The sequence below is a fragment of the Salipiger bermudensis genome, from assembly GCF_017309175.1.
Taxonomy (GTDB): domain Bacteria; phylum Pseudomonadota; class Alphaproteobacteria; order Rhodobacterales; family Rhodobacteraceae; genus Salipiger; species Salipiger bermudensis.
In genome coordinates, this window is the sequence record NZ_JAEKJV010000004.1 from 130,492 (window position 1) to 151,684 (window position 21,193).

General features: G+C 66.7%; 20 protein-coding genes. 13 read left to right on the forward strand and 7 right to left on the reverse strand.

Translation table 11 applies throughout. The annotated features are described in order from the left end of the window. The first annotated feature begins 97 nt into the window (after positions 1–97). From JF542_RS07160 to JF542_RS07195, 8 genes are read left to right on the forward strand one after another with little or no spacing between them, the layout of a single operon-like run. On the forward strand, positions 98–286 hold the full coding sequence (locus JF542_RS07160; RefSeq protein ID WP_207075317.1) for a hypothetical protein: 189 nt from the start codon (positions 98–100) through the stop codon (positions 284–286). Positions 287–290: 4 nt separating this feature from the next. After that, on the forward strand, positions 291–488 hold the full coding sequence (locus tag JF542_RS07165) for a hypothetical protein (RefSeq protein ID WP_007801756.1): 198 nt from the start codon (positions 291–293) through the stop codon (positions 486–488). Then, entirely contained in the window at positions 485–1,840 is a 1,356-nt protein-coding gene (locus JF542_RS07170; RefSeq protein ID WP_207075318.1) for an amidase, read from the forward strand. The genes JF542_RS07165 and JF542_RS07170 overlap by 4 nt, the downstream gene beginning before the upstream one ends. Before the next feature lie 37 nt (positions 1,841–1,877). Continuing rightward, positions 1,878–2,888, forward strand: coding sequence for an ABC transporter substrate-binding protein (locus tag JF542_RS07175; protein WP_207075319.1), 1,011 nt, complete (start codon positions 1,878–1,880; stop codon positions 2,886–2,888). Positions 2,889–2,915: 27 nt separating this feature from the next. Continuing rightward, a complete protein-coding gene (locus JF542_RS07180; protein ID WP_007801759.1) occupies positions 2,916–3,665 on the forward strand; it encodes an ABC transporter ATP-binding protein in 750 nt (249 codons plus the stop codon). A 1-nt stretch (position 3,666) separates the two neighbouring features. After that, entirely contained in the window at positions 3,667–4,437 is a 771-nt protein-coding gene (locus tag JF542_RS07185; RefSeq protein ID WP_007801762.1) for an ABC transporter permease, read from the forward strand. Between the two features lie 3 nt (positions 4,438–4,440). Then, positions 4,441–5,580: an acyl-CoA dehydrogenase family protein gene (locus JF542_RS07190; RefSeq protein ID WP_207075320.1), complete on the forward strand. Its 1,140-nt coding sequence runs from the start codon at positions 4,441–4,443 to the stop codon at positions 5,578–5,580. Between the two features lie 31 nt (positions 5,581–5,611). Next, positions 5,612–6,472 carry an amidohydrolase family protein gene (locus JF542_RS07195; protein WP_207075321.1) on the forward strand — a complete coding sequence of 287 codons (861 nt, stop codon included), beginning with the start codon at positions 5,612–5,614 and terminating at the stop codon, positions 6,470–6,472. A 24-nt stretch (positions 6,473–6,496) separates the two neighbouring features. On the opposite strand, the gene JF542_RS07200 is transcribed toward JF542_RS07195, so the two are convergent. From JF542_RS07200 to JF542_RS07210, 3 genes are all read right to left on the reverse strand, one after another. After that, complete coding sequence (locus tag JF542_RS07200; protein WP_007801767.1) at positions 6,497–7,321, reverse strand: alpha/beta fold hydrolase; 825 nt, start codon at positions 7,319–7,321, stop codon at positions 6,497–6,499. After that, a complete protein-coding gene (locus JF542_RS07205; RefSeq protein WP_207075322.1) occupies positions 7,318–9,624 on the reverse strand; it encodes a TRAP transporter permease in 2,307 nt (768 codons plus the stop codon). Before JF542_RS07205 ends, JF542_RS07200 begins: the two co-directional genes overlap by 4 nt. Positions 9,625–9,694: 70 nt before the next feature. Further along, positions 9,695–10,657: a TAXI family TRAP transporter solute-binding subunit gene (locus tag JF542_RS07210; RefSeq protein ID WP_207075323.1), complete on the reverse strand. Its 963-nt coding sequence runs from the start codon at positions 10,655–10,657 to the stop codon at positions 9,695–9,697. A 162-nt stretch (positions 10,658–10,819) separates the two neighbouring features. On the opposite strand from JF542_RS07210, the gene JF542_RS07215 reads away from it, so the two are divergent. Further along, entirely contained in the window at positions 10,820–12,304 is a 1,485-nt protein-coding gene (locus tag JF542_RS07215) for a class I adenylate-forming enzyme family protein (protein WP_207075324.1), read from the forward strand. A 42-nt stretch (positions 12,305–12,346) separates the two neighbouring features. Here the strand turns inward: JF542_RS07215 and JF542_RS07220 are convergent, their stop codons facing one another. The 3 genes from JF542_RS07220 to JF542_RS07230 are packed head-to-tail and all read right to left on the reverse strand — an operon-like array spanning position 12,347 to position 15,968. Continuing rightward, the gene (locus JF542_RS07220) at positions 12,347–12,694 is read right to left on the reverse strand and encodes a Zn-ribbon domain-containing OB-fold protein (RefSeq protein ID WP_207075451.1); all 348 of its coding nucleotides are present in this window, start codon (positions 12,692–12,694) and stop codon (positions 12,347–12,349) included. After that, entirely contained in the window at positions 12,694–13,866 is a 1,173-nt protein-coding gene (locus tag JF542_RS07225) for a thiolase family protein (protein WP_207075325.1), read from the reverse strand. The genes JF542_RS07220 and JF542_RS07225 overlap by 1 nt, the downstream gene beginning before the upstream one ends. Continuing rightward, positions 13,863–15,968, reverse strand: a complete 2,106-nt coding sequence (locus JF542_RS07230; protein WP_207075326.1) for an acetate--CoA ligase family protein — start codon at positions 15,966–15,968, stop codon at positions 13,863–13,865. The genes JF542_RS07225 and JF542_RS07230 overlap by 4 nt, the downstream gene beginning before the upstream one ends. Before the next feature lie 527 nt (positions 15,969–16,495). Between JF542_RS07230 and JF542_RS07235 the strand changes: the two genes are divergently transcribed. The 3 genes from JF542_RS07235 to JF542_RS07245 all read left to right on the forward strand — a co-directional run bounded on the left by JF542_RS07235 (position 16,496) and on the right by JF542_RS07245 (position 19,292). Then, positions 16,496–17,341 carry an ABC transporter ATP-binding protein gene (locus JF542_RS07235; protein ID WP_207075327.1) on the forward strand — a complete coding sequence of 282 codons (846 nt, stop codon included), beginning with the start codon at positions 16,496–16,498 and terminating at the stop codon, positions 17,339–17,341. Further along, entirely contained in the window at positions 17,338–18,186 is an 849-nt protein-coding gene (locus JF542_RS07240; protein WP_207075328.1) for an ABC transporter permease, read from the forward strand. Before JF542_RS07235 ends, JF542_RS07240 begins: the two co-directional genes overlap by 4 nt. A gap of 68 nt (positions 18,187–18,254) precedes the next feature. Then, on the forward strand, positions 18,255–19,292 hold the full coding sequence (locus JF542_RS07245; RefSeq protein WP_207075329.1) for an ABC transporter substrate-binding protein: 1,038 nt from the start codon (positions 18,255–18,257) through the stop codon (positions 19,290–19,292). An 81-nt stretch (positions 19,293–19,373) separates the two neighbouring features. Here the strand turns inward: JF542_RS07245 and JF542_RS07250 are convergent, their stop codons facing one another. Continuing rightward, positions 19,374–19,976: a flavin reductase family protein gene (locus JF542_RS07250; protein ID WP_207075330.1), complete on the reverse strand. Its 603-nt coding sequence runs from the start codon at positions 19,974–19,976 to the stop codon at positions 19,374–19,376. A 359-nt stretch (positions 19,977–20,335) separates the two neighbouring features. Between JF542_RS07250 and JF542_RS07255 the strand changes: the two genes are divergently transcribed. Then, a complete protein-coding gene (locus tag JF542_RS07255; protein WP_207075331.1) occupies positions 20,336–21,118 on the forward strand; it encodes a UTRA domain-containing protein in 783 nt (260 codons plus the stop codon). The last annotated feature ends 75 nt before the right edge of the window (positions 21,119–21,193 follow it).

Genomic DNA, 21,193 nt, shown 5'->3' on the forward strand with positions numbered 1-21,193 from the left:
ACCGTTTGACGTGCAAAATTATAGCCATCTATTTGTAGTGCACATAATACAACTATGTTTCGCTGCCTTTGACGATACGCCCGGATTGAAGCCACGAATGACACAGAGCACAAATCCTGACCCCATGGCCTTCGCCGCGCTGACGCAGCGCTCGGAGCCGACTGCCACCCAAGCCGAGGCCATGCTGCCCGGCAGCCACGACACCTCTGCCAGGCAGACCGGCGCGGCGCTCTGCAGCCACGCAAAGATGGCCGAGAGGCGCTGCCCGGGTCAGCGGGAGGTCTAGGGCGATGGAAAAGACACAGCCCGACCCCGTCACCGCCCTGATCCGCGACCGGCTCGACGGAAAACGCGCCCTGCTGGACGAAGAACTGGCCCCCTGTGCCGCCGAGAGCGCCGCGATCGGCGCGGATGTTGCGGGCTTTCGCAACCGCCTGTCGCCCGGCTGCGGCCCCTTCGACTTCGAACTGGGGAGCCGCCGGAAATGAGCCGCGACATCCGCCTGCTGTCCATCGCCGAGCTTCAGGCGCGCTATTCTGATGGCAGCCTGACGCCCTCCGAGACGACCGAGGCCTGTCTGTCCCGCGCCGAAGAGATGAATCCCGAACTGGGCGCCTTCATCTCGATAGACGCTCAAGCCGCGCGCGCCGCCGCTCAGACCCCGCGACCGGGGCCGCTTTCGGGTGTGCCGCTGGCTCACAAGGACATCTTCGCGACCCCGGACCGGCAGCCCGGGTGCGGCGTCGTGCGCGGGGCGCTGCCCTGTCCGCCACTGCCTCCGTCCCCGCTTCTGGCACGCATGGAGGCGGCCGGCGCCATCGACCTCGGTCCGCTGAACATGGCCGGGTTCGCGCTTGGCACGACCGGCGCGAACGCTCTGGTGGGCGATGCCCGCAACCCGTGGGACCCGGCCTTCTGTACCGGCGCCTCCTCGTCCGGCTCGGCGGTGGCGGTCGCGGCGGGGCTGGCCTTCGGCTCGATCGGAACCGACAGCGGTGCCTCGGTACGGGTTCCTGCCGCGCTGTGCGGCATCGTCGGCTACATGCCCGAACACGGTGCGCTGGACGGCACCGGCTGCTTCCCGCTGAGCTGGTCCGCGGACCGGCCCGGCGTTCTGGCGCGCAACGTGGCCGACGCGGCCCTGCTGACGGCGGTGGCGCGGGGGCAAACGCCTGCACCGGTCGAACGCCCGGCGGGTCCACTGCGCATCGGCCTGCCCGAAAGCTACTATACAGAAGGCCTCACCCCCGCGATGGCAGATGCGTTCAGCGCGGCGATCCGGCATATCGAGCAGTGCGGCCACAGCATCGTGCCCGTTCCGGTGGTCGAGACGACCGAGATGCGCTCGCTGCACCGGGCGCTGATGCGCACCGAGACCGCGGCGGTCCATCGCGCGATGATGTCGAGCCACCCCGCGCTCTACGAGCTCTCGGTGCGCAAGTTCATCACCGGCGGCGAGGGGATCCTCGCGGTGGATTACGTGGATGCCCTGAGGCTGCGCGCGGTCATGCAGGCCGAGGCACGCCAGCTGACCTATGCCCATTGCGACGTGCTGCTGACGCCGACGACCCGCTCGCCCGCGCTGCGCTACGACGCGATCGCCGACACCTCTCGCGCAGAGACATGGGCACAGGTGACCGGGCTTGCGCATTTCACCCAGCCCGCCAGCTACCTTGGCCTGCCCGCCATCTCGGTGCCCTTCACGCTGAGCCCGGACGGGCTGCCCCTTGGCGTTCAGCTGATCGCCCCCGCCGAACGCGAGGCGACGCTGCTGTCCGCGGCCTTGGATTTCGAACGCCATTGGACCGACCTTGCGGCCTTCCCGCCCCTTGCCGGCTGACCCGGCACCCCGCGAACACCCCAACAGGAGAAACAAAATGACGACGAAAATGACCCGCCGCGCCTTTGCCAGTATGGCACTTGCCGCCCCGTTGGTGATCCGCTCGGGCACCCGGCTCTCGGCACAGACGCTGAGGGAAATCAATTACATCACTCCCTACGGCAACTCCACCGTCTACGCCCCCGACTACGTGGCCATCACCAATGGCTACTTCGAGGAGCAGGGCCTCAAGGTGAACCTGATCCCCGGCAACGGCTCCTCCGCGTCGGTCCAGCAGCTGCTGGCTGGCCAGGTCCAGATCGCCCGCACCGGCGGGCTCGACCTGATCGCGGCGCTGTCGACCGGCAACGCGCCGATCCGCGCGTTCGGCACCATCGCCCACACCTCGACCTGGTGGATCATCTCGGGCGCCGACGCGCCGATTGAGACCCCCGAGGACTTCCGCGGCAAGACCATCGGCATCGTTTCGGCCGGTGGCGGATCGGAAAAGGTGATCGACATCCTTCTGGCCGGCGCCGGCGTGCCCAAGGACGAGGTCACCTTCCAGGTGGTCGGCAACTCGCCCGGCTCGATGGACCTGATCGAGATGGGCCGCCTCGACGGCTTCATCGGCGACATGTCCGTCTGGGCACCGCTGAACGATCGCGGCGCGCCAATGCACGCGATGTCGCTCGACCCCTACATGGACGTGCCGGGGCAGGTCTACTTCACCACCAACGAGATGCTTGAGACCGACCCCGATGTCTGCCTCGCCTACATGCGTGCCGTGAAAGAGGCGGTTCAGGTCATCGAGGCCGACGAGACCGGCGCCGCCAGCATCGAGGCGATGATGCCCTTTGCGTTCCCGGAGCTCGACACTCCCGAGGCCGCGACGCTGACGCTGCAGGCCGAGAAGGAGCTGTGGGTCGCCCGGGGCGACGAGGGCATCGGCAAGATCTATCCCGAGGCCTTTGCCAAGGGCTGGGAACAAATGGCCGCCGCGAACCTGTCTGATCCCGACATGGACCCCTCGGTCGCCTACACCACCGCCATCTCGGACCAGCTCTGAGCCAACGCAAGCACGAACAGGACCACAATGACTGTCGCTATTTCATGCCAACAGGTCAGCAAGACCTACGAGACCCGCAACGGACCGGTGAATGCCCTGAGTCCCTGCGATCTCGAGATTTCACCTGGCGAGTTCGTCGTCCTGCTGGGGCCCTCGGGCTGCGGCAAGACGACCCTGCTGCGCATGATCGGCCGGCTTCATGACCATACGTCCGGTTCGCTTGATCTGACCCCTGTCGAAGCCGGTGAAACCACCACCGGCTTCGTCTTCCAGCAGGCCAACCTGATGCCCTGGATGACCGTGGAGGAGAACGTGGCCCTGCCGCTGCGTCTCAAGAAACAGCCCAAGGCCACCCGGATGGAGACGGCGCGCGACCTTTGCAGCCGCGTGGGCCTCGAGAATTTCACCAAGAGCTGGCCCCGCGAGCTCTCGGGCGGCATGCAGCAGCGTGTCTCGATCGCACGCGCGTTGGCCGATGACCCCCAGCTTCTGCTCATGGACGAACCCTTCGGCGCGCTGGACGCGCTGACCCGGACCCGCATGAACAGCGAGCTGGAACGGCTGTGGATGGCCTCTGGCGCCACCGTGGTTCTGGTCACGCATTCCATCACCGAGGCGATCATGCTGGCCGACCGCATCGTGGTGATGAGCGCGCGCCCCGGTCGCATCGTCAGTGAGACCCGCGTGCCATTCCCGCGGCCACGCGGCACCCAGATCGAGAACACCCCCGAATTCCAGGCCATCGCGGCCGACCTTCGCAGCCAGTTGGAGCACTGACATGAACCGGATCAGGCATTTCGCACCCGGCATCGTGTCGGTCGTGGGCTTCTTCGCAGTGTGGGAGATCTACTGCCGCATGTCGGGGATCAACCCGCTCATCCTGCCGCCGCCCAGCCAGATCGGAGCGATCTTCTTCGACGTCGCGCTGGATCCGCGCACCCTGCGCCACGCCAGCATTACCCTGACCGAGACACTGGCCGGCTTCGGGCTTGCCACGGTGATCGGTATGACCGTGGGCTGGGCCGTCGCCGCCTCGCCGCTGATCGAGCGCGCGGTGCACCCGTTCATCGTCGCGAGCCAGGTCATCCCCAAGGTGGCGCTGGTGCCGCTGTTCGTGGTCTGGTTCGGCTTCGGCATGACCTCGAAGATCGTCGTGGCGGCGGTCATCGCCTTCTTCCCGGTGCTGGTGAACACCGTTCTCGGCCTGCGCTCGGTTCAGCCCGGGCACGCGGATGTGTTCCATTCGCTGAAGGCCACCCTGTGGCAGCGCATCTGGCTGCTGCAAATTCCCTCGGCCCTGCCGGCCATTCTGGCGGGCATGGAGATGGCGATCGTGCTGGCCACGATCGGCGCCGTGGTCGGCGAATTCCTCGGCGGCAGCAGCGGCCTTGGCTACATGGCCGTGGCGACGATGAACGCCTTCCAGACCGACCGTCTGTTCGTCATCATCATCCTGCTGACGCTCATCGGCTTTGTCCTCTACGCCATGATGGCGGGGCTGAAACGCGCGCTCGTCTCATGGTCGGACAACCAGAAGGCAGGGTCCTGAGCCATGCTCGAACCCGATGAGAACCAGCGCCTGATCCTCGATACGGTCGACCGTTTCATGGCGCGCCACATGCCGTCCGAAGAGGCCGGCCGCCGGGACGAGGCCCACACCCCGCCATATGACCTGCTGCCGCATCTCGGTGAAGCCGGGTTTCTGGGACTGCCCGTCCCGGAGGCGCATGGCGGGCTGGGCCTGGACTGGACCACCATGGCGCTGGTGCAGGAGCGGCTGGCCTGGCACGCCTATGCGGTCGGCTCGATCGTCAACCGCGTGGTGGGCTTCGGGGCGATGTCGGTCCTGTCCTACGGGTCCGAAGCCCAGAAGGCCCGGCTGCTGCCGCGCATCACCTCCGGGCGCTGCCTGATCGCGCTGGCCCTGACCGAACCGCAGGCGGGATCGGATGCGGGTGCAATCCGCACCCGGGCCGAGCGCAGCGGCGATGGCTGGGTCCTGACCGGCGGCAAGACCTGGATCAGCGACGCAGGCGGCGCCGATTACCTGCTGACCGCCGCGCGCACCGACCCCGACAGCCGTGGCTCGCGCGGGGTCTCGATGTTCCTCGTGCCGCGCGACGCGCCCGGTATCGCCATGACCCAGATCCCCAAGGTCGGCAACAATTGCATGCCGAGCTGGGAGATCGGCCTTGATGGCGTGCAGGTGGGCGCGGAGGCGCTGATGGGCGAGGAGGGCAAAGGGTTTTCCGGCCTGATGTCGACCCTGCACTACTCGCGCGCCAGTATGGCCGCGACGGTGCTGGGCTGTGCGCAGGCGGCGCTGGATCTCACCATCGCCCATGCCAAAGAGCGCCAGCAGTTCGGGCGCCCCATCGGGTCGTTCCAGACCATCCGCCACCGGATCGCCGACATGCAGATGCGCGTCGATGCCACCCGGCTGGTCGTGCGCCACCTCGCCTGGATGATCGCCGAGGGGCGCGACAGCAGCCGCTTTGCCTCACAGGCGAAGGTTCAGGCCACCGAATGCCTGCAATTCGTGACCGATCACGGCATGCAGATCCTCGCCAGCGCCGGCTATGCCCGCGAAAGCGCCATGCAGCGCTACTGGCGCGACGCACGGCTCTATTCCTTCGGGGAGGGCTCAAACGAAATTCAGCGCGACCTCATCGCGCGCCAGCTTGGCCTTTGAGACGCGCCGAGGCGCAAGGGAGACAGACGACATGCACGACATTATGGCCATCGACACGGTTGTGAACCTGTTCACCGACGAGGTCGAGGCGCTGCGCCCGGCCAACCGGAAGCAGTTCTATCAAGGCAAGATGAAGGTCAGCGACTCGACCATGAACGGCGTCTCGCTGGACGAGATGCTGCGCCGCATGGATGCGGCAGGGATCGAGAAGTCCTTCCTGATCGCCGCCAAATGTGGCCCCGAGGGCCCCGCCGCCTGCTACCGCCTGCCCCCCGAGATGGTAGCGCGGGCGGTGAAGGCGCATCCCGACCGGTTTCTCGGGATGATCGGCATCGATCCGACCGAGGGCATGACCGGCGTACGCGAGATGGAGCACGCGATCACCGAGCTGGGCTTTGTCGGTGCACATTCCTATCCGCACTGGTTCGAGCTCGCGCCAAACCATGCGCGCTACTACCCGTTCTATGCCAAGTGCGTGGAGCTGGACGTGCCGATGCAGCTTCAGGTCGGCCAGTCGATGATCTACGATCCGACCTATCCGCGCCGCTCGGTCGGCCGGCCGATCACGCTCGACGACGTGGCCTGCGATTTCCCCGAGTTGAAGCTCATCGGCATTCACGTGGGCATCCCGTGGACCGAGGAGATGATCGCGATGGCGTGGAAACACCGCAACGTCTACATCGCCTCGGACGCGCATTCGCCCAAGTACTGGCCGGAGAGCTTCAAGCACTACATCCGCTCCTACGGGCAGGACAAAGTGCTGTTCGGGACCGATTTCCCGGTCCTCGACTTCGAACGCACAAGGAACGAGATCGAGGCCATGGAGCTGCCCGAGGCCGCCAAGCGCAAGTTCCTGCGCGACAACGCCCGCCGCCTCTACAAGCTGGACTGAGGTCGCCGCGCCGCCGCGTCCGGTTCAGGCGTCGAGGAACCTCAGCAATGCCGCCGCGGCCTCGTCGGGCCGGGCGGTGACCGACGGGATCACCCGCGCCTCGGCCTCTGGTATCAGCGCGGCATATTCCGCGTGCCATTGCAGCAGCATGTCCCCCTCGCCGCAGGCCGCCAGCGTGGGGCGCGTGATACGTGGGAACTCGGCCCGCTTGTCGAAGCGGAAGGCAGCGCGATAGGACAGGTGATAGGTCCGGTAGGCCTTGGCCACGTCGATGACCTTCTCGTGCAGCACATCGGGCGGCGGCAGGCCGATCTTGCGCGCGTGGACGGCATCGGTCGCATACCATGGCCAGAACATGTAGGTGTCGCGCACGAAGTGCCAGATCCAGTTCAGATGCCCGCCGTGCAGATCCGCCTCGAGCGCGGGCGCGTAGCGGTCGAGGATCTCGGCCTGCATCTCGTCGGAATAGAGCCCGATCCCGTCCAGCACCAGCCGCCGCACCCGCGCGGGCCGTGCGATACTCAGCGCTGCGGCGATCGAGCCGCCCGTGTGGGTGCCGTAGAGGTCGCACTGCGCGATCCCCAGCCCGTCCAGCGCCTCGGCCAGCCGGTCGGCAAAGAAGTCGATCTCGGGCACGTCAGGCATGTCGCCAGCGGAGTCGCCGTTGCCCATCGTGTCAGGCGCAATCACCCGGCGCCCGCGCGCGGCAAGAGCCTCCATCAGGGGCACCAGCCCGCTGGACGAGCCCGGCGAGGCATGGATCAGCACCACGACAGGCGCATCCTCGGGACCGGCGGCACGGTAGTGCACCTGCCCGCCGGCGACATCGACAAAGCCGCGCCGGATCATGCCGGGACCTCGGCCATGTCGGGCGCGCCGCGCCGCATGGAGCGCCACAGCACCGCGGCAAGGGCCAGGGTGAAGACAAGGCTCAGCACCGCCATCTGCAAGACCCAGAACTGCGGCTCGCGCGCCTGGATCAGCGCCCGCCCCATCAGATGCATGGCCACGGCCAGCCCGCCGAAGATCGCCCATCCACCCCAGAGACCGGCACGATCATGGGCTGCGATGCCGCCCGGGGGCTCTTCCTCGCGGGTCAGGTCCGAAAGATCGCGCGGGGCCTCCGCCGCGACTTGGCCGTCGCCCTCTCCCACGGCAGCCCGCTGCATGCGCCGGGCCATCAGCCGCGCGAGAAGTCCGCCCTGCGCCGCAGCGGCCTTTTTGCCCGCCCCCGGCGCGGAGCCGTCGCCCGAGGTGGTCACGGTGAAGAAACGCGATGCCAGCAGCGCCAGCAGGATCACCGCGACGCCGGCAAGGTCCGTGCGGACCTCGGGGACGATCATCATGCCCGCGCCGACGATCATCACCAGCCGCAGCGGCAGGGCGATCGGCGCGGAGAAGTAGCCCACGAAGGCGATCGACAACGTTGCCAGCCCGAAGGCCGCCGTCAACGAGGCCTGCAGGATCTCGGCCGGGCTGCCCTGCATCAGCAGCGCGGGCTGGTAGACGAACATCACCGGGATGATGAAGGCCGCGATCCCGAGCCGGGCCGCCGCCACCGAGGTGGCCATCGGGTTCGCCCGCGCGAGCGGCGCCGCCGCAAAGGCCGCGAGCGCGACCGGCGGCGTGATGTTCGAGACGATGCCGAAATAGAAGGCAAACATGTGCGCGGCCATTTCGTCGACGCCGAGGGCGCGCAGGATCGGCACGATGGTGGCGACCATGGTGATGTAGACCGCCGAGGCGGTCATGCCCATGCCCAGCACGATGGCGACCAGCCCGCTCATCGCCAGCAGCAGCCACAGCTGTTCGCCCGCCGCCGACAGGGCGCCCTGCGTGATCTGGAAGCTGAGCCCGGTTGAGAAGATGGCCCCGATGATGATGCCCGCCGCGGCCGCGGTGACCGACAGCGCCGCGGTCGAGCGCGCGGTCTGCTCCATCGCCGCGGCGAGCCGCATCGGTGTCGGCCAGGTGCGGCGGCTGGCAAAGCCGGTGATGACCGTCCCGGCCAGCGCGATCACAGCCACGAACACGATGGAGTAGCCGGCCACGAGCCCGCCGATGATGAGCGCAATGGGGATCAGTAGATAGCCCTGCCGCCGCAGCACCTCCCAGGTGCGCGGCAGGCTGTCGCGCGGCAACGTCCGCAGGCCGGTGCGCTTGGCCTCGAAATGCACCGCGACGAAGATCACCAGGAAATACAGCAGAGCCGGGATCAGGGCCGCCAGGATGATTTCCGAGTAGGGGCGGCCAAGGAACTCGGCCATGATGAAGGCGATGGCCCCCATCACCGGCGGCATGATCATGCCGCCCGTCGAGGCCGCGGCCTCTGCGCCGCCCGCAAAGGCCGGACGATAGCCGAGCTGACGCATCAGCGGAATGGTGAAGGCTCCGGTGGTGAGCACGTTGCCGATGGCGCTGCCCGACAGTGTGCCCATCATCGCCGAGGACACCACGGCAGCCTTGGCCGGCCCGCCAGTGCGGTGCCCGAACATCGAGAAGGCGAGGCGCAGGAAAAAACTGCCGACGCCGACCACGGCCAACAGGTTGCCGAACAGGATGAACAGCACGACATATTGCGCCATCACCCCCAGCGGCGTGCCGAAGATGCCGCTGTCGCCCAGCACCAGCGCTCGCAGCAGGGTAAGCGGTTTCGTCGGCGGGCCGTAGAACACGCCGGGCGCGTGGTTCGCGAACAACGCATGCAGCACGAAGGCCCCGGCCACGAACAGCAGGATCGGGCCCAGCGTCCGGCGCACCCCTTCGACCACCAGCCCCAGTGTCAGCAGTGCCGCGAACAGGTCGGTGTTGGACATGATGACCTGTCGCAGGGCCCAGTTCGGCAGCGTGCTGACATAATACCACGACAACCAGATCGCCCCGGCCAGCAGCGCCCCGTCGATCACCGACCAGCGGTTGAACGGGTCGGACCAGCTCCGTCCGAGCGGGTGCACCAGCACCACCAGAGCCATGGCGAGGGTCAGGTGCAGCGGGTTCATCAGCATCGTCGGCGGTGCCCCGTAGATCGCCGCGTAGAGGTGGATCAGCGAGAAGAAGACGGCGCCGAAGAGGATCAGCAGACCGTTCAGGCGCGCAGCGCCGGAGCCCTGCACGAGCAGGCTCAACGCGTTCTGAGGCGGGGTGTCGGACATTCGGAACCTGTGCTGTCTTGTGGAGGGGGGCGAAACCGCCGCCCCCCGTGAGAACGGATCGGTGGCGCGATCAGTCGTCGGCGAGTCCGGCCTCGGAGTAGAACATCATCGCGCCGGGATGGGTCTCGACCGAGGCAAGGTCGAGCATGGTCTCGGGCTGGATTTCCTCGGAGCCCGCGAAGAGGCCTTCGAATTCACCAACGTTCTCGACCAGGGCCTTGGTGATCTCGTAGACGATCTCGTCCGGCACGTCGGCCGAGATCACGGCCTCGTTCATCAGGTAGGGCAGCATCACCGCCTCGTCCTGACCGGCATAGGTGCCGGCGGGCAGCTCCTGCATCGTGGTTCCGGCCAGAGCCGCGGTATAGGCCTCGCCTGCCGCCTCGTCGAAGCCCATCAGGGTGAAGCCCGGCTGGTTCTCGATCTGCATCAGCATGCTGTAGGGCGCCGGCCCGGCAAAGAAGCCGACGTCGAGACGCCCGTCCTGAAGCGCGCCCGCCGTGTCGCCATAACCGATCTCGTCCACCGTGCCGCCCGCAGCGCGCACCGCGTCGAAGCTGCTGCCGTTCGCCTCCAGCGCTTCGGCAATCATCGGCAGGAAGATCGACGTCGCGTTGGCGCCCCAGATCCGATAGGCCTCATCATCGATGTTGGCCAGCGAGGTCAGCTCGGTGTCGGCCGAGGCGACGGGCTGGAAGTAGGCCCCGTAGAGCGTCATCAGGTGGCGCACCTGGGGTGTCGGCACGCCAAGCGATCCCTCGCCACGCTGGACCACCGGCGTCAGGAAGCCGTAGGTCAGCACGATCTCGACCTCGCCCTGCGCCATCAGAGCCATGTTCGCCTCGGTGCCGCCCGCGATGGTCGTCGCGGTGACCCCCTCGACATTGGCATTGATGATCTCGGCCATCTTGGCGCCCACCACGGGATAGGTGCCTGCAAGGCCCGAGCCGATGCGGATGAAGGTTTCGGCCTGCGCGCCGGTGGCGACGAGAAGGGCCGCAGCGGCGGCAGTTATGACAAAAGTGCGTTTCATTGAGGCATCCCTGTGTGGAAATCGGGTCAGATATGAGCTTCGCCGCTGAAGCGGTCTTTTTCTTCTTGATGGGTCATACTGCTAAAGTTTATGTCAATAAGACATTTAACGTATCGCGAAAATAACGCGTTCTTGTATTCCCGACAGGCTGGAGATGATGAAATGAGCAGCGGATTCAACTTTGCAGAAACGCTGGACCATGCGGCCCGATCGCGCGGGGATCACCCGGCACTGATCCACGACGGCACCACGCTCAGCCACGCCGAGTTTGCCGCTCTGGTGCGCCGCACCGCCACCGTTCTGACCGAAGACGGGATCGGGCGCGGCGATCTCGTGGGGCTCGGCATGCAGGACAGCATCGAATATGTCGCCCTGCTGTTCGCTCTGGCCCGGGTCGGGGCGATCACGCTGCCCGTCGATGCCCGCTGGCACGAGGATGAAAAGCGCCGGATGGTCGAGTTCTTCGCGCCGCGCCTGTTGTTCTCGGCCGACCCGCTTCCCGGGATCGAGGGCTGCCCGGTGCAGCTGGCCGATGACGTGTGGAAGGCCCGGGTTGCCACGGCTTCGGAGGATGCGCCGATCGTGCATGCGCCCGACCTCGGCATGGTCGTGTCGCTGTCCTCGGGCACCACGGGACGACCCACTGGCCCGCTTCTGACCCACGAGCAAATGTATGCCCGCACCGTCAGCCAGATGGCCTCGCTGGGGTTCTCCTGCTACGATCGCTTCATGACCGCGACGCCGCTCTACTTCGGCGGCGGGCGAGCCTTTACCCTTTCGCAGATCGCCATCGGTGCGACGCTCATCCTGAACACCCCACCCTTCAAGGCGCAGGAGCTGGCCCGCGCCGTGGCCGAGACGGAAACCACGGCGCTGTTCCTCGTGCCGACGCTGCTGCGCCGCCTGCTCGAGCTGCCCGACTCCGAGCTGGCCGGGTTCCACGGCCTGCGGCAGCTGATCTCGTCCGGGTCGCCGCTGCATGCCCATGAGCGCGAGGCCGTGCGCGCCCGCCTGACCCCGAATTACTACGAATACTACGCCTCGACCGAGGGCGGCGGCGTCTCGGTGCTGGCCCCGGCGGATCAGCGTGCGCACCCCGAAACCGTGGGCCGCCCCGCTTTCCGGGTCGACCTGCAGATCGTCGATGACGCCCATGCCCCCGTGGCGCCCGGCGAAACCGGCCATGTCCGATATCGCGGGCCCGGCGTTGCCGAATGGTTCTTCCGCGACGAGGACGCGGCCGCGAAGGCCTTCCACGATGGCTATTTCTATCCCGGCGATCTCGGCGCGCTGGACGCAGGCGGTTTCCTGACCCTGAAGGGCCGTTCGAAAGACGTCATCATCCGTGGCGGCGTCAACATCTATCCCCCCGAGATTGAGCGGATCGCGTCGGCGCTGCCTGCAGTGGCGGAATGCTGCGTCTTCCCGGTGCCGCACGCCGCCTTCGGCGAGGAGGTGGGCATTGCCGTGGTGCTGCGCGACGGTGCCGATGCAACGGCGGTGCAGACCAGCATCACCGAGGAATGCGCCGCGAAGCTGGCGCGCTACAAGCTGCCGCAGCATTTCTTCGTGATGGACAGCTTCCCCAAGAACAGCGGCGGAAAGGTCGTCAAACCCAAGGTGATGGAAGCCGCGCTGAAGAGCTGACGCGGACAGCGCCGGTCCCGCAGCGGGCGGGACCGGACACGATCAGGGCTGTCCATCCTCGGGCAGCAGCCTGAAGACGGGATAGCCATCCGGGCTTGCGTCCAGCTCGACCCGGGCGCCGCAGCGGGGCGCGTCGGATCCGGTCAGCCGACCGGGAAGGCGCAGCCCCTCCTCGAGATCGATCAGCGCGATGGTGTAGGGCACCTCCTCTTCGAACGCGGGCGAGGGCGCGCGATGCACTTCGGTAAAGGTGTAGACCGTGCCGCGCCCAGATGGCGTGAACGGCACGGTGTCCGGCGAATGACACGCGGGACAAAGCGGGCGCGGGTAGGCGCGAGGTTGCCCGCAGGCCTCGCAGCGCACCACGGTGTCGAAGGGGGCGTTGCCCATCAGCTGTCCTCCCCGCCCAGAACGAGCGTGCAATGTACTCCGATGATCCCGCCGTTGCCGTGCACCAGCGCATGATCCGTGCGGTCGAGCTGACGCGCCCCGCCATGGCCGAGGATCTGCCGTGCGGCCTCGACCACGTGGAAGAGCCCGGCCGGCACGCCGCAATGGCCCGCAGACAGCAGCCCGCCATGCGGGTTTACCGGCAGTGCGCCCTCGGCGCCGATGGCACCCGAAAGCACGAAATCCCCCGCCTCGCCCTTCGGGCAGAACCCAAGGTCCTCAAGCTCGAGCAACACGGTGATCGTGAAGCAATCATAGAGGCAGGCGAAATCCATGTCCGTCGCGGCCAGCCCCGCCGTCGCGAAGGCCGAGGCCCCCGACCGGGTGGCGGCGGTGGTCGACAGGTCGGCGGAATCTCCGACCCAGGGGTGCCCCATGGCATAACCCGACCCGAGCAGCCACGCCGCACGGCGCGACAGCGCACGGGCGCGTTCGGGCGTCGTCACGATGACCGCCCCTGCCCCATCCGAGACCAGCGAGCAGTCCAGCCGCCCGAACGGCGTTGCGATGCGCGGCGCGTCCAGCACGTCCTCGACCGAGATCGGACGGCTCTTGTGGGCATTGGGGTTGCGGCCCGCATGGCGACGCGCCTCGACGGCGACCTGTGCCAGCGCTTCGGGAGTGGTCCCGAAGTCATGCATGTGGCGCTGTGCCACCATGGCGTAGAGCGCAGGAATGGGCGGGCCCAGCGGCTGCTCGAGCTCGGCGTGCGCGGCCGACCCCTTGCGGGCCATCGCGGCCACCGCGCCGTCGCGTGACAGACCGCTGAGCAGGTTCTGACCGGCGACGCACAGCACCGTGTGGCAGGCACCGCTGGCCACGGCCATCGCCGCCTGATGCACCATGGCGGTTCCCGAGGCGCCGGCAATGTCGACCGTGGTGAAGAAATCCGGTTGGATGCCAAGCGCAGAGGCCACGACGGTACAGGGCATCATCCAGCCGTCGATGCGGGTGGGTGTCGTGATCAGCCCGTCGATGTCGTCAAAGCCAAGGCCAGCCTGCGCCAGCGCGTCGGTGGCTGCCTCTGCCATCAACCCCAGCGAGGTGCTGTCCGGGTGCTTGCCGATGCGGCTTTCTCCCGCGCCGACGATGGCGGCCGCGCCACGCCTCATCGACTGCGCACCACGAGCGCGTCACAGACCGTGGCACCCTGCCCCGCTTCGCCGACGATGACCGGGTTGAGGTCGAGCGTCTCGATGCGGCCATCGCTGCCCATGCCCAAATCCGACAGCGTCGTGATCGAGCGCACCAGCGCGGACACGTCTGCTGGCGCCCGGCCTCGATGGCCGTCGAGCAGCGGCCACCCGCGCAACTGGCGCAACATCGACAGCGCCTCGTCCTCGCTCACCGGGAGCAGGCGATGGGCCACATCCTCCAGCAGCTCGGCCATGATCCCGCCCAAGCCGACGGTCAGCACCATGCCGAAGACCGGGTCACGTGACAGGCCGAGGATCATCTCGACCCCGGGGGCCGCCATTTCCTCGATCAGGAAGCCCCGCAGCTCGAGGTCCGGAGCCGCCTCGCGGATCCGCGCGCCCATCTCTTCGGCGGCGGCGCTGGCCGTGGCGCCGCTCAGGTTCAGCTGCACACCGCCGAGTTCGGTCTTGTGACCGATCTCCGCCGACAGGATCTTGACCGCGACCGCCCCGCCGAGACGGTCGGCCAGCGGTCCGGCGTCGGCTGCGGTTTCGGCCACCATTCCGCGCGGAACGTCGAAGCCGTTGGCGGCGAGGAAGGCCTTCGCGTCTGCCTCGTCCGGCTGGCCGGGCAACGTGTCCAGCCCCTGAACCGGCGGCACCGGGGCGACCACCGGCCGGGCCGCCTGTGCGAGCTCTGCGTAGCGCGCGGCGGCATCGATGACCTGCATGGCCGGGGAAATGTCGCGGAAGACCGGCAGGCCCATGCGGACCAGCTCGGCATGGGTCAGGGTGTCGTCGTCGGTGCAGTTGCCGCTCCAGATCACCGCGCAGGGCTTGGGGCTTGCCAGAAGCGCCTGCGCCGTACCCCGGATAAGCTCGGCCGAATGCAGGGTCAGGACCGGCAGGATCACGTCCACGGCAGGGTCCTGTGCGATTGTCTCCAGCACCCCGGCAAAGATCTCGGGCGAGCCGATCGCTGCCGAGGTGACGTCGGCGGGGTTCGAGGCCTGCCCGTAATTCGGGATCAGCTCGGCCATCCGGGTCTTGGTCGCGCTGCCGAAGTCGGGAAAGGCAAGGCCATGCATCGGACCCTGATCGGCAAGGTGCACGAGGTTTCCCCCCGAGATCGACACCGCCGCCAGTCCGCGCCCACTCAGTCTCCGGCCAGTGCGCAGCATCATCGCCACGTCGATCATCTCGTGACAATCGTCGACGCGCAGGATGCCGAGCTGGCGCAGGACGTCATCGGCCACGCTGTCGCTGCTGGCCAGCGCCCCGGTATGCGACACCGCCGCCTGCATGCCCTCTTCCGAGCGCCCGAGCTTCATCATCACGATGGGTTTGTCCGCGGCGCGCGCCCGGTCGGAGAGCGCGCGCAGCTTGCCGCCGTCACGGATGGTTTCGGCCAGCATCAGGATGACACGGGTCTCGGGGTCGTCGACCATGAAGGCCGCGTAGTCGAGGATGTCGAGATCCGCGTCGTTGCCGCAGGACACCTGGTAGCTGATCCCCAGCCCGGCCTGCTGGGCGCGGTACATCACATTGACCTGGGCCAGCCCGCCGGAATGACCGAGGACCGCGACATCGCCTTTGGGCGCGCGCGGACCGCTGATTGTCGCGGTAGAGGTCAGGGCGAAACCGTCGACATAGTTGATCAGGCCGTTGCAGTTGGGCCCCATCAGGCGAATGCCGTGTTCCCGTGCCAGGGCGACGATCTCTGCCTGGAAGGCGGCGCCGTCGGCGCTGCCGCCCTCGGAGAAGCCGGAGCTGAAGATCGTGACATGGCGCACGCCACGATCTCCGCACTGTTTCAGGACGCCGGGTATGGCCTTGCCGGGCACGACGATGCCGACGTGGTCGGGCGCCTCCGGAAGGCTGGCGATGTCGGGGTAGCAGGGCATGCCCAGGATGGTGTCGGCCTTCGGATTGACCGGGTAGATCCGCCCCTCATAGCCGAAATCGACAAGCTGCTTCAGACAGCGGCCGCCGAATTTCCTCAGATCCGCGCTGGCGCCGACGAGGGCCGCCGATTTGGGCGAAAAGAACGGTTTCAGGTCGGGAAAGCTGGCCGGCATGGTGTCTCACTGTGCTGGAAAGGGGCGCTCCAAACCTCACAATTGTATTATACAGAGGTCAAATGATTGTTGTCAGCCTTGCCCAATTTTCTCGTTTTTGGGGTCGGTTTCCGTTGTTCGGCCAAAAGTTTAGTCGCCAGGACGTTGCTCGTCTGCACAGCCGCATGGTCAAGGCATGGCGATGCCGAGAGGCAGAGTCATTCTGCTCTACCGCATGAAAGGCAGACAATCTCCCATCGGATTCATGGTCCCGCGGCCACACGACCTTCAGATGCAAAGAAAGGCAGCACTTTGCCAGCGCAGTGACCCGGCATGAGGCGCACTCCCCCAAAATGTGCATTTTTTGTTGTTATTTAATTATGCCTTTATAACAAATGGAATCGACGAGAGGCGCCCACGACCGGACATGCCTCTTTCGTACGTGAATTCTGACTGACTGAAGCCGGGCGCCCCGCGCATCGACCTCGACCCGCGGGAGAGGCCGGACGATGCGTTGCGCCCTGCGCCGATCAAGGAGCCACATCATCATGAGTATTGCAGCGGATCCGACCGCCGCCGACCGGTCCGCACCTTCGGGCCAGCCGGCCCCGACGCGTGAAGGCGCCATCGAAATAGATGGCATCACCAAGGTCTATGACACCAAGGGTCAGCGCACGCTGGCCGTCGAAGACGTGAGCCTAGAAATCGAGCCGGGAGAGTTCGTCGTTCTGATCGGCCGGTCCGGCTGCGGCAAGAGCACCCTGCTCCGCACGCTGGCGGGCCTGCAGGCTCCGACCGACGGTGCGATCCGCATCAGCGGCCAATCGCTCTATTCCCCGGAGGGCAAGGCCGTGCCCGAAGTCATCGGCGACCTCGGGTTCGTGTTCCAGGATGCCAACCTGCTGCCGTGGCGCTCGGTATGGAAGAACATCGCCTTGCCGCTGGAGGTGCAGCGCATGTCCCGTCCCGACCGGCGCCGCCGCGCCGAGGAGCTGGGAGAGCTTTCGGGGCTCAGCGAATTCCTCGACCACCTGCCCCGGCAGTTGTCGGGCGGGATGCGCCAGCGGGTCGCGATCATGCGGGCGCTGGCGCCCGAGCCGTCGATCCTGTTGATGGATGAACCGTTCAGCGCACTGGATGCGATCACGCGGGACGAGTTGAACATGGCCCTGCAGCTGATCTGGCTCGAGTTTCGCAAGACCGTGGTGCTGGTCACGCACTCGATCACCGAGGCGGCCTTCCTAGCCGACAAGATCGTCCTGCTGTCGCCCCATCCGGGACGGCTGCAGAAGGTCATCAAGGTCGACTTCCCGCGTCCCCGCCCGCTGGAACTGACCAAGGACGACGCCTTCCAGTCGCTCGTCGCCGAACTTCGGACGGAGCTGGGGGAATGACGATGACCAACCGCGACGACGCAAGCCCCGTCCGCAGCATGGCTCCCGCAGAGGAAGGGCGGTCCCTTCGAGAACTGCTCGACACTTACCTGACCTGGATAACCACGCCACTGCTGCTGCTGGCCTTTATCGCGCTGTGGAAGCTTTATGTCGTGGTGCTCGACATCAGCCCCTTCATGCTTCCCCCGCCAGAGGCGGTGGCGCTGGCGCTGGTCGAACTGCTCCAGGAGCCGTTCTTCTGGAACTTCTTCCGCATCACCGTGACCGAGATCCTCGTGGGGTTCGGCCTCGCCGTCGTGGTGGGGGCGGGGCTGGGCATCCTGCTCGGACGCTCGAAGCTGTTCGAGCGCATCGCCTCGCCCTTCATCGTCGCCTCGCAGGTGACACCCAAGGTGGCGCTGATGCCGCTGTTCCTTCTGTGGATGGGCTTCGGCATGCAATCCAAGATCGCGATGGTGGTGCTGCTGTCCTTCTTCCCGGTGATGAAGGCCACGATCCTCGGCGTCCGGTCGATCGGAAGCGAACAGCGCGACCTGTTCACGGTGATCCGCGCACCGGTCTGGAAGCGTTTGCTGTCGCTCGATGTACCAGCGGTGCTTCCCTACCTGCTGACCGGCATCGAGACGGCCAGCGTGCTTGCCGTGACCGGCGCCATCGTGGGCGAGTACCTCGGCGGCAACGAAGGCCTTGGCGCGATGGTGGTCATGACGCTGAACGCCATGCGCGTCGACCAGATGTTCGCCACGATCGTCGCCCTCGCGATCTTCGGCTTCCTTTTCTACGCGGTGATCGCCTCGATCCGGAAGATCGCCGTGCCCTGGCACGATTCAGCACAGAACGACTGAACCGGGCCCGCTCCCGGGATCCGATCCCCGGACACCCGTGCAAATCCACAACAGGAGAGCTTGACGACATGACCATCGACAGAAGAACCTTCCTTGCCGGCGCCTCGGGCGCGACCGTCACCGCCACGCTGGGCGCTGCCAGCGTGACCTTCGGCCTGGGATCGCCCGCCGCCGCGCAGGGTATGGCGCAGACCTACATGGCCCCCTCGCGCCTGACGCTGTTCCAGGGCTTCATCCTTGCTGCCGAAGCGCGCGGGTATTTCACCGACGAGGGGCTGGATATCACCGTGCAACCCGGCACCGGCACCGCCATCGCCGTGCAACAGGTGACCGCTGGTGCCACCGCCTTCGGCCTCGCCGGCCCCTCGACCACCTGCCCGCCAATCGCCAACCAGGGCGCCCCGCTGGTGTCGATCGGCCAAATCGGCTACCGGAACTTCTGGGAAATTGCCTCGCTCCCCGACAAGCCGCTGACCGATCCTTCCGAATTCCAGGGCAAGACGATCGGCATCGCCTCTGTTGGCGGCGCCATCGACAAGCACCTCGACCTGATGTCGATGGCCGAAGGGCTCGATCCGAGCAACGTCAACAAGGTCGTCATCGGGCTCGGCCCCAGCGGCTATGCCTTTCTCGAGCGGGGCGAGGTCGACGGCTTCTTCGTGTTCTACGAATCCAAGACCGCATTGCTGGAGCAGGGGGTCGAGCTGCACTACATCGCCGCCGACGATTTCGCCCCCCTGCCCTCTGACGCGCTGATCACTTCGACCGACTTTGCCGAGGACCCCGCGAATGAAGAGGTCATCGTCAAGTTCCTGCGCGCCTGCCGGAGAGGTCTCGAAGCGATGCAGGATCCGGCGAACTACGAGGACATCATCGGTTACCTCGCAACCTATAATCCCATCGAGGGCGGTGAGGTCGAGAAGGGCAAGAAGATCCTCGATGCGCTGAAATTCTACATGACACCGCCCGAGGGCGTGGCGCAGATGGCCTTCAGCGAGGCGGACTGGGCCAAGGCGATCGAGTTGCTCGAGGTGTCCGGCGCCATCGAGACACCCGGCACCCCGCCGGAGCGGTTCTATACCAACCGCTTCATCTCGCAGGTCTGACCCCTGCGCGCTATAGAGCATCGACGCCTGCCGCCCCGCCCGGGCGGCGGGCCCCTGCTTAGGTCCGTGCGTGCGGAGCGATCAGCCGGGCTGTTTCATCTGGAACGTGTCGGTCAGGCGCGCGTAATGCCCCTGACCGGAGATGCGCCCGATGGCGCCCAGCCGGTCACCGTCGCAGCACAGGTCCGGTCCGATCAGCCCGTCATGGGCATGCACCCGAAGGACCTCGGCGACCACCGCGACGTGGGGGCGCGTGCCGATATCGAGGAATTGCGCCACCCGGCATTCCAGTTGCACCGGGAATTCGGCGAGCCGCGGCGGCGCCACCGCAACCGAGGGCTTCAGGGCGAAGCCCCGTTCGGCCACTTCGCTCTGCTCGCGGGGCAGCGACGCGGCGCAGGCGTTCATCCGGGCCGCCAGCGCCTCGGGGACGATATGCACCACGCATTCGGGCAGATCACGCAGGTTGCAGATGGTATCCTTCTCGCCACCGTCGCGCGGCCCGGCCGAGAAGATCAGCGTTGGCGGTGCGACGCCGAGCATGGTGAAGAAGCTGAAGGGCGCGGCATTCCAGCCCGCCGGGCCTTGCGTGACCACGAAGGCAATCGGCCGCGGCACGACGATACTGGACAGCAGTCGGTATTGCTCGGCGACGGACAGGGATGTCGGATCTAGGTCGGTCATGGTCTCTTGCACTGCAGCGAGCGCCGCGGAGATCTGGGAGGGGCGGCCGGAAAGGGCTTGGATTTAATGGGAAAAGTAGAGGCGGAAAAATGTATTGTATACCCGACACGAAGCGATCGAAGCGGCTTTCGGGCAGCCCTGCATTCTCTTTATGCAGGAATGGCATGGCAAATGGCCGGAATTGTTGCCCTGCTGGTCAAGTTCGGCACGGGAATGGCAAATCGGGCAGGCCGAGTATTTACGCGATAATGGACGCCTAGCGTTTTTCGTCCTAATACGAATAGGCAGCCTTTTTTCGGGCTGCGACTCCCGGCCTCGCCGGGCCATGTTTCACCAGAATTTTCCTGCCAGGAGATCCCGTGCGCAACCGCATCATGCTGGACCAAGAAGAGGTGACGCCGAAACACCATCAGGCCTATCTGCTCCTGCGCCAGAGGATCGAGGATGGTGTTTACCCGGTCGACAAGCCCATGCCGTCAGAGCCCGAACTGACCGCGATGTTCGGTGTTTCGCGCATCACTATTCGCCGCGCGCTGGAACGGCTACAGTCCGAGGGGCTGATTTCGCGGGCGCGGGGGCGAGGGACATTCCCGCTGGAACTGCCGCGCAAGACGACGAGCGTCGGGGCCGAGATCAGCGGAAACTTCGACAACCTCGTCGCCATGGGGCTGAAATCCCGTGCGCGGCTGATCGAGTTCGCCTATGTCACGCCGCCCGAGGACATCCGCACCGCCCTCGACCTGACGCCGGACGCCAAGGTGCAGCGCGCCGTTCGGGTGCGGTCGGCGGACGACAAGCCGTTTTCGCACCTGACAACCTACGTGCCCCGCGAAATCGGGCAGAACTTCTCTTCGGCCGACCTCGAAGCGCGGCCGTTGCTGCTGCTGCTCGAAGCCCAGGGCCACCGGATCCACTCCGCGACGCAGGCGCTCTCGGCGCGGCTGGCCGACCATCAGGTCGCACAGGTGCTCGAAGTCAGTCCCGGCTCGGCACTGCTGTGCATCCGCCGCCTGGTACGCGACGCGACGGGCAAGCCGGTCGAATACCTCGAGGGGCTATATCGTCCCGACATGTATGAGTATTCCCAAGACCTCTTGCGCGACGAAAATCTCGACGGTGTCGCCTGGACACCCCGCGACTGACCAAGGCCCCGGCCCATCCTCGCCCGGAAAAACGCTGATATCGCCCCACCCCCGTGCCTGGCTCTCTCGGGGTCG

Coding starts and splice junctions, on each gene's coding strand:
- JF542_RS07210 (WP_207075323.1), bottom strand. CDS start 10,657: ATGAAACGCACTTTTGTCATAACTGCCGCCGCTGCGGCCCTTCTCGTC.
- JF542_RS07200 (WP_007801767.1), bottom strand. CDS start 7,321: ATGATCCGGCGCGGCTTTGTCGATGTCGCCGGCGGGCAGGTGCACTAC.
- JF542_RS07175 (WP_207075319.1), top strand. CDS start 1,878: ATGACGACGAAAATGACCCGCCGCGCCTTTGCCAGTATGGCACTTGCC.
- JF542_RS07190 (WP_207075320.1), top strand. CDS start 4,441: ATGCTCGAACCCGATGAGAACCAGCGCCTGATCCTCGATACGGTCGAC.
- JF542_RS07160 (WP_207075317.1), top strand. CDS start 98: ATGACACAGAGCACAAATCCTGACCCCATGGCCTTCGCCGCGCTGACG.
- JF542_RS07205 (WP_207075322.1), bottom strand. CDS start 9,624: ATGTCCGACACCCCGCCTCAGAACGCGTTGAGCCTGCTCGTGCAGGGC.
- JF542_RS07195 (WP_207075321.1), top strand. CDS start 5,612: ATGCACGACATTATGGCCATCGACACGGTTGTGAACCTGTTCACCGAC.
- JF542_RS07250 (WP_207075330.1), bottom strand. CDS start 19,976: ATGACCGACCTAGATCCGACATCCCTGTCCGTCGCCGAGCAATACCGA.
- JF542_RS07185 (WP_007801762.1), top strand. CDS start 3,667: ATGAACCGGATCAGGCATTTCGCACCCGGCATCGTGTCGGTCGTGGGC.
- JF542_RS07215 (WP_207075324.1), top strand. CDS start 10,820: ATGAGCAGCGGATTCAACTTTGCAGAAACGCTGGACCATGCGGCCCGA.
- JF542_RS07230 (WP_207075326.1), bottom strand. CDS start 15,968: ATGCCGGCCAGCTTTCCCGACCTGAAACCGTTCTTTTCGCCCAAATCG.
- JF542_RS07235 (WP_207075327.1), top strand. CDS start 16,496: ATGAGTATTGCAGCGGATCCGACCGCCGCCGACCGGTCCGCACCTTCG.
- JF542_RS07245 (WP_207075329.1), top strand. CDS start 18,255: ATGACCATCGACAGAAGAACCTTCCTTGCCGGCGCCTCGGGCGCGACC.
- JF542_RS07225 (WP_207075325.1), bottom strand. CDS start 13,866: ATGAGGCGTGGCGCGGCCGCCATCGTCGGCGCGGGAGAAAGCCGCATC.
- JF542_RS07240 (WP_207075328.1), top strand. CDS start 17,338: ATGACGATGACCAACCGCGACGACGCAAGCCCCGTCCGCAGCATGGCT.
- JF542_RS07180 (WP_007801759.1), top strand. CDS start 2,916: ATGACTGTCGCTATTTCATGCCAACAGGTCAGCAAGACCTACGAGACC.
- JF542_RS07170 (WP_207075318.1), top strand. CDS start 485: ATGAGCCGCGACATCCGCCTGCTGTCCATCGCCGAGCTTCAGGCGCGC.
- JF542_RS07220 (WP_207075451.1), bottom strand. CDS start 12,694: ATGGGCAACGCCCCCTTCGACACCGTGGTGCGCTGCGAGGCCTGCGGG.
- JF542_RS07165 (WP_007801756.1), top strand. CDS start 291: ATGGAAAAGACACAGCCCGACCCCGTCACCGCCCTGATCCGCGACCGG.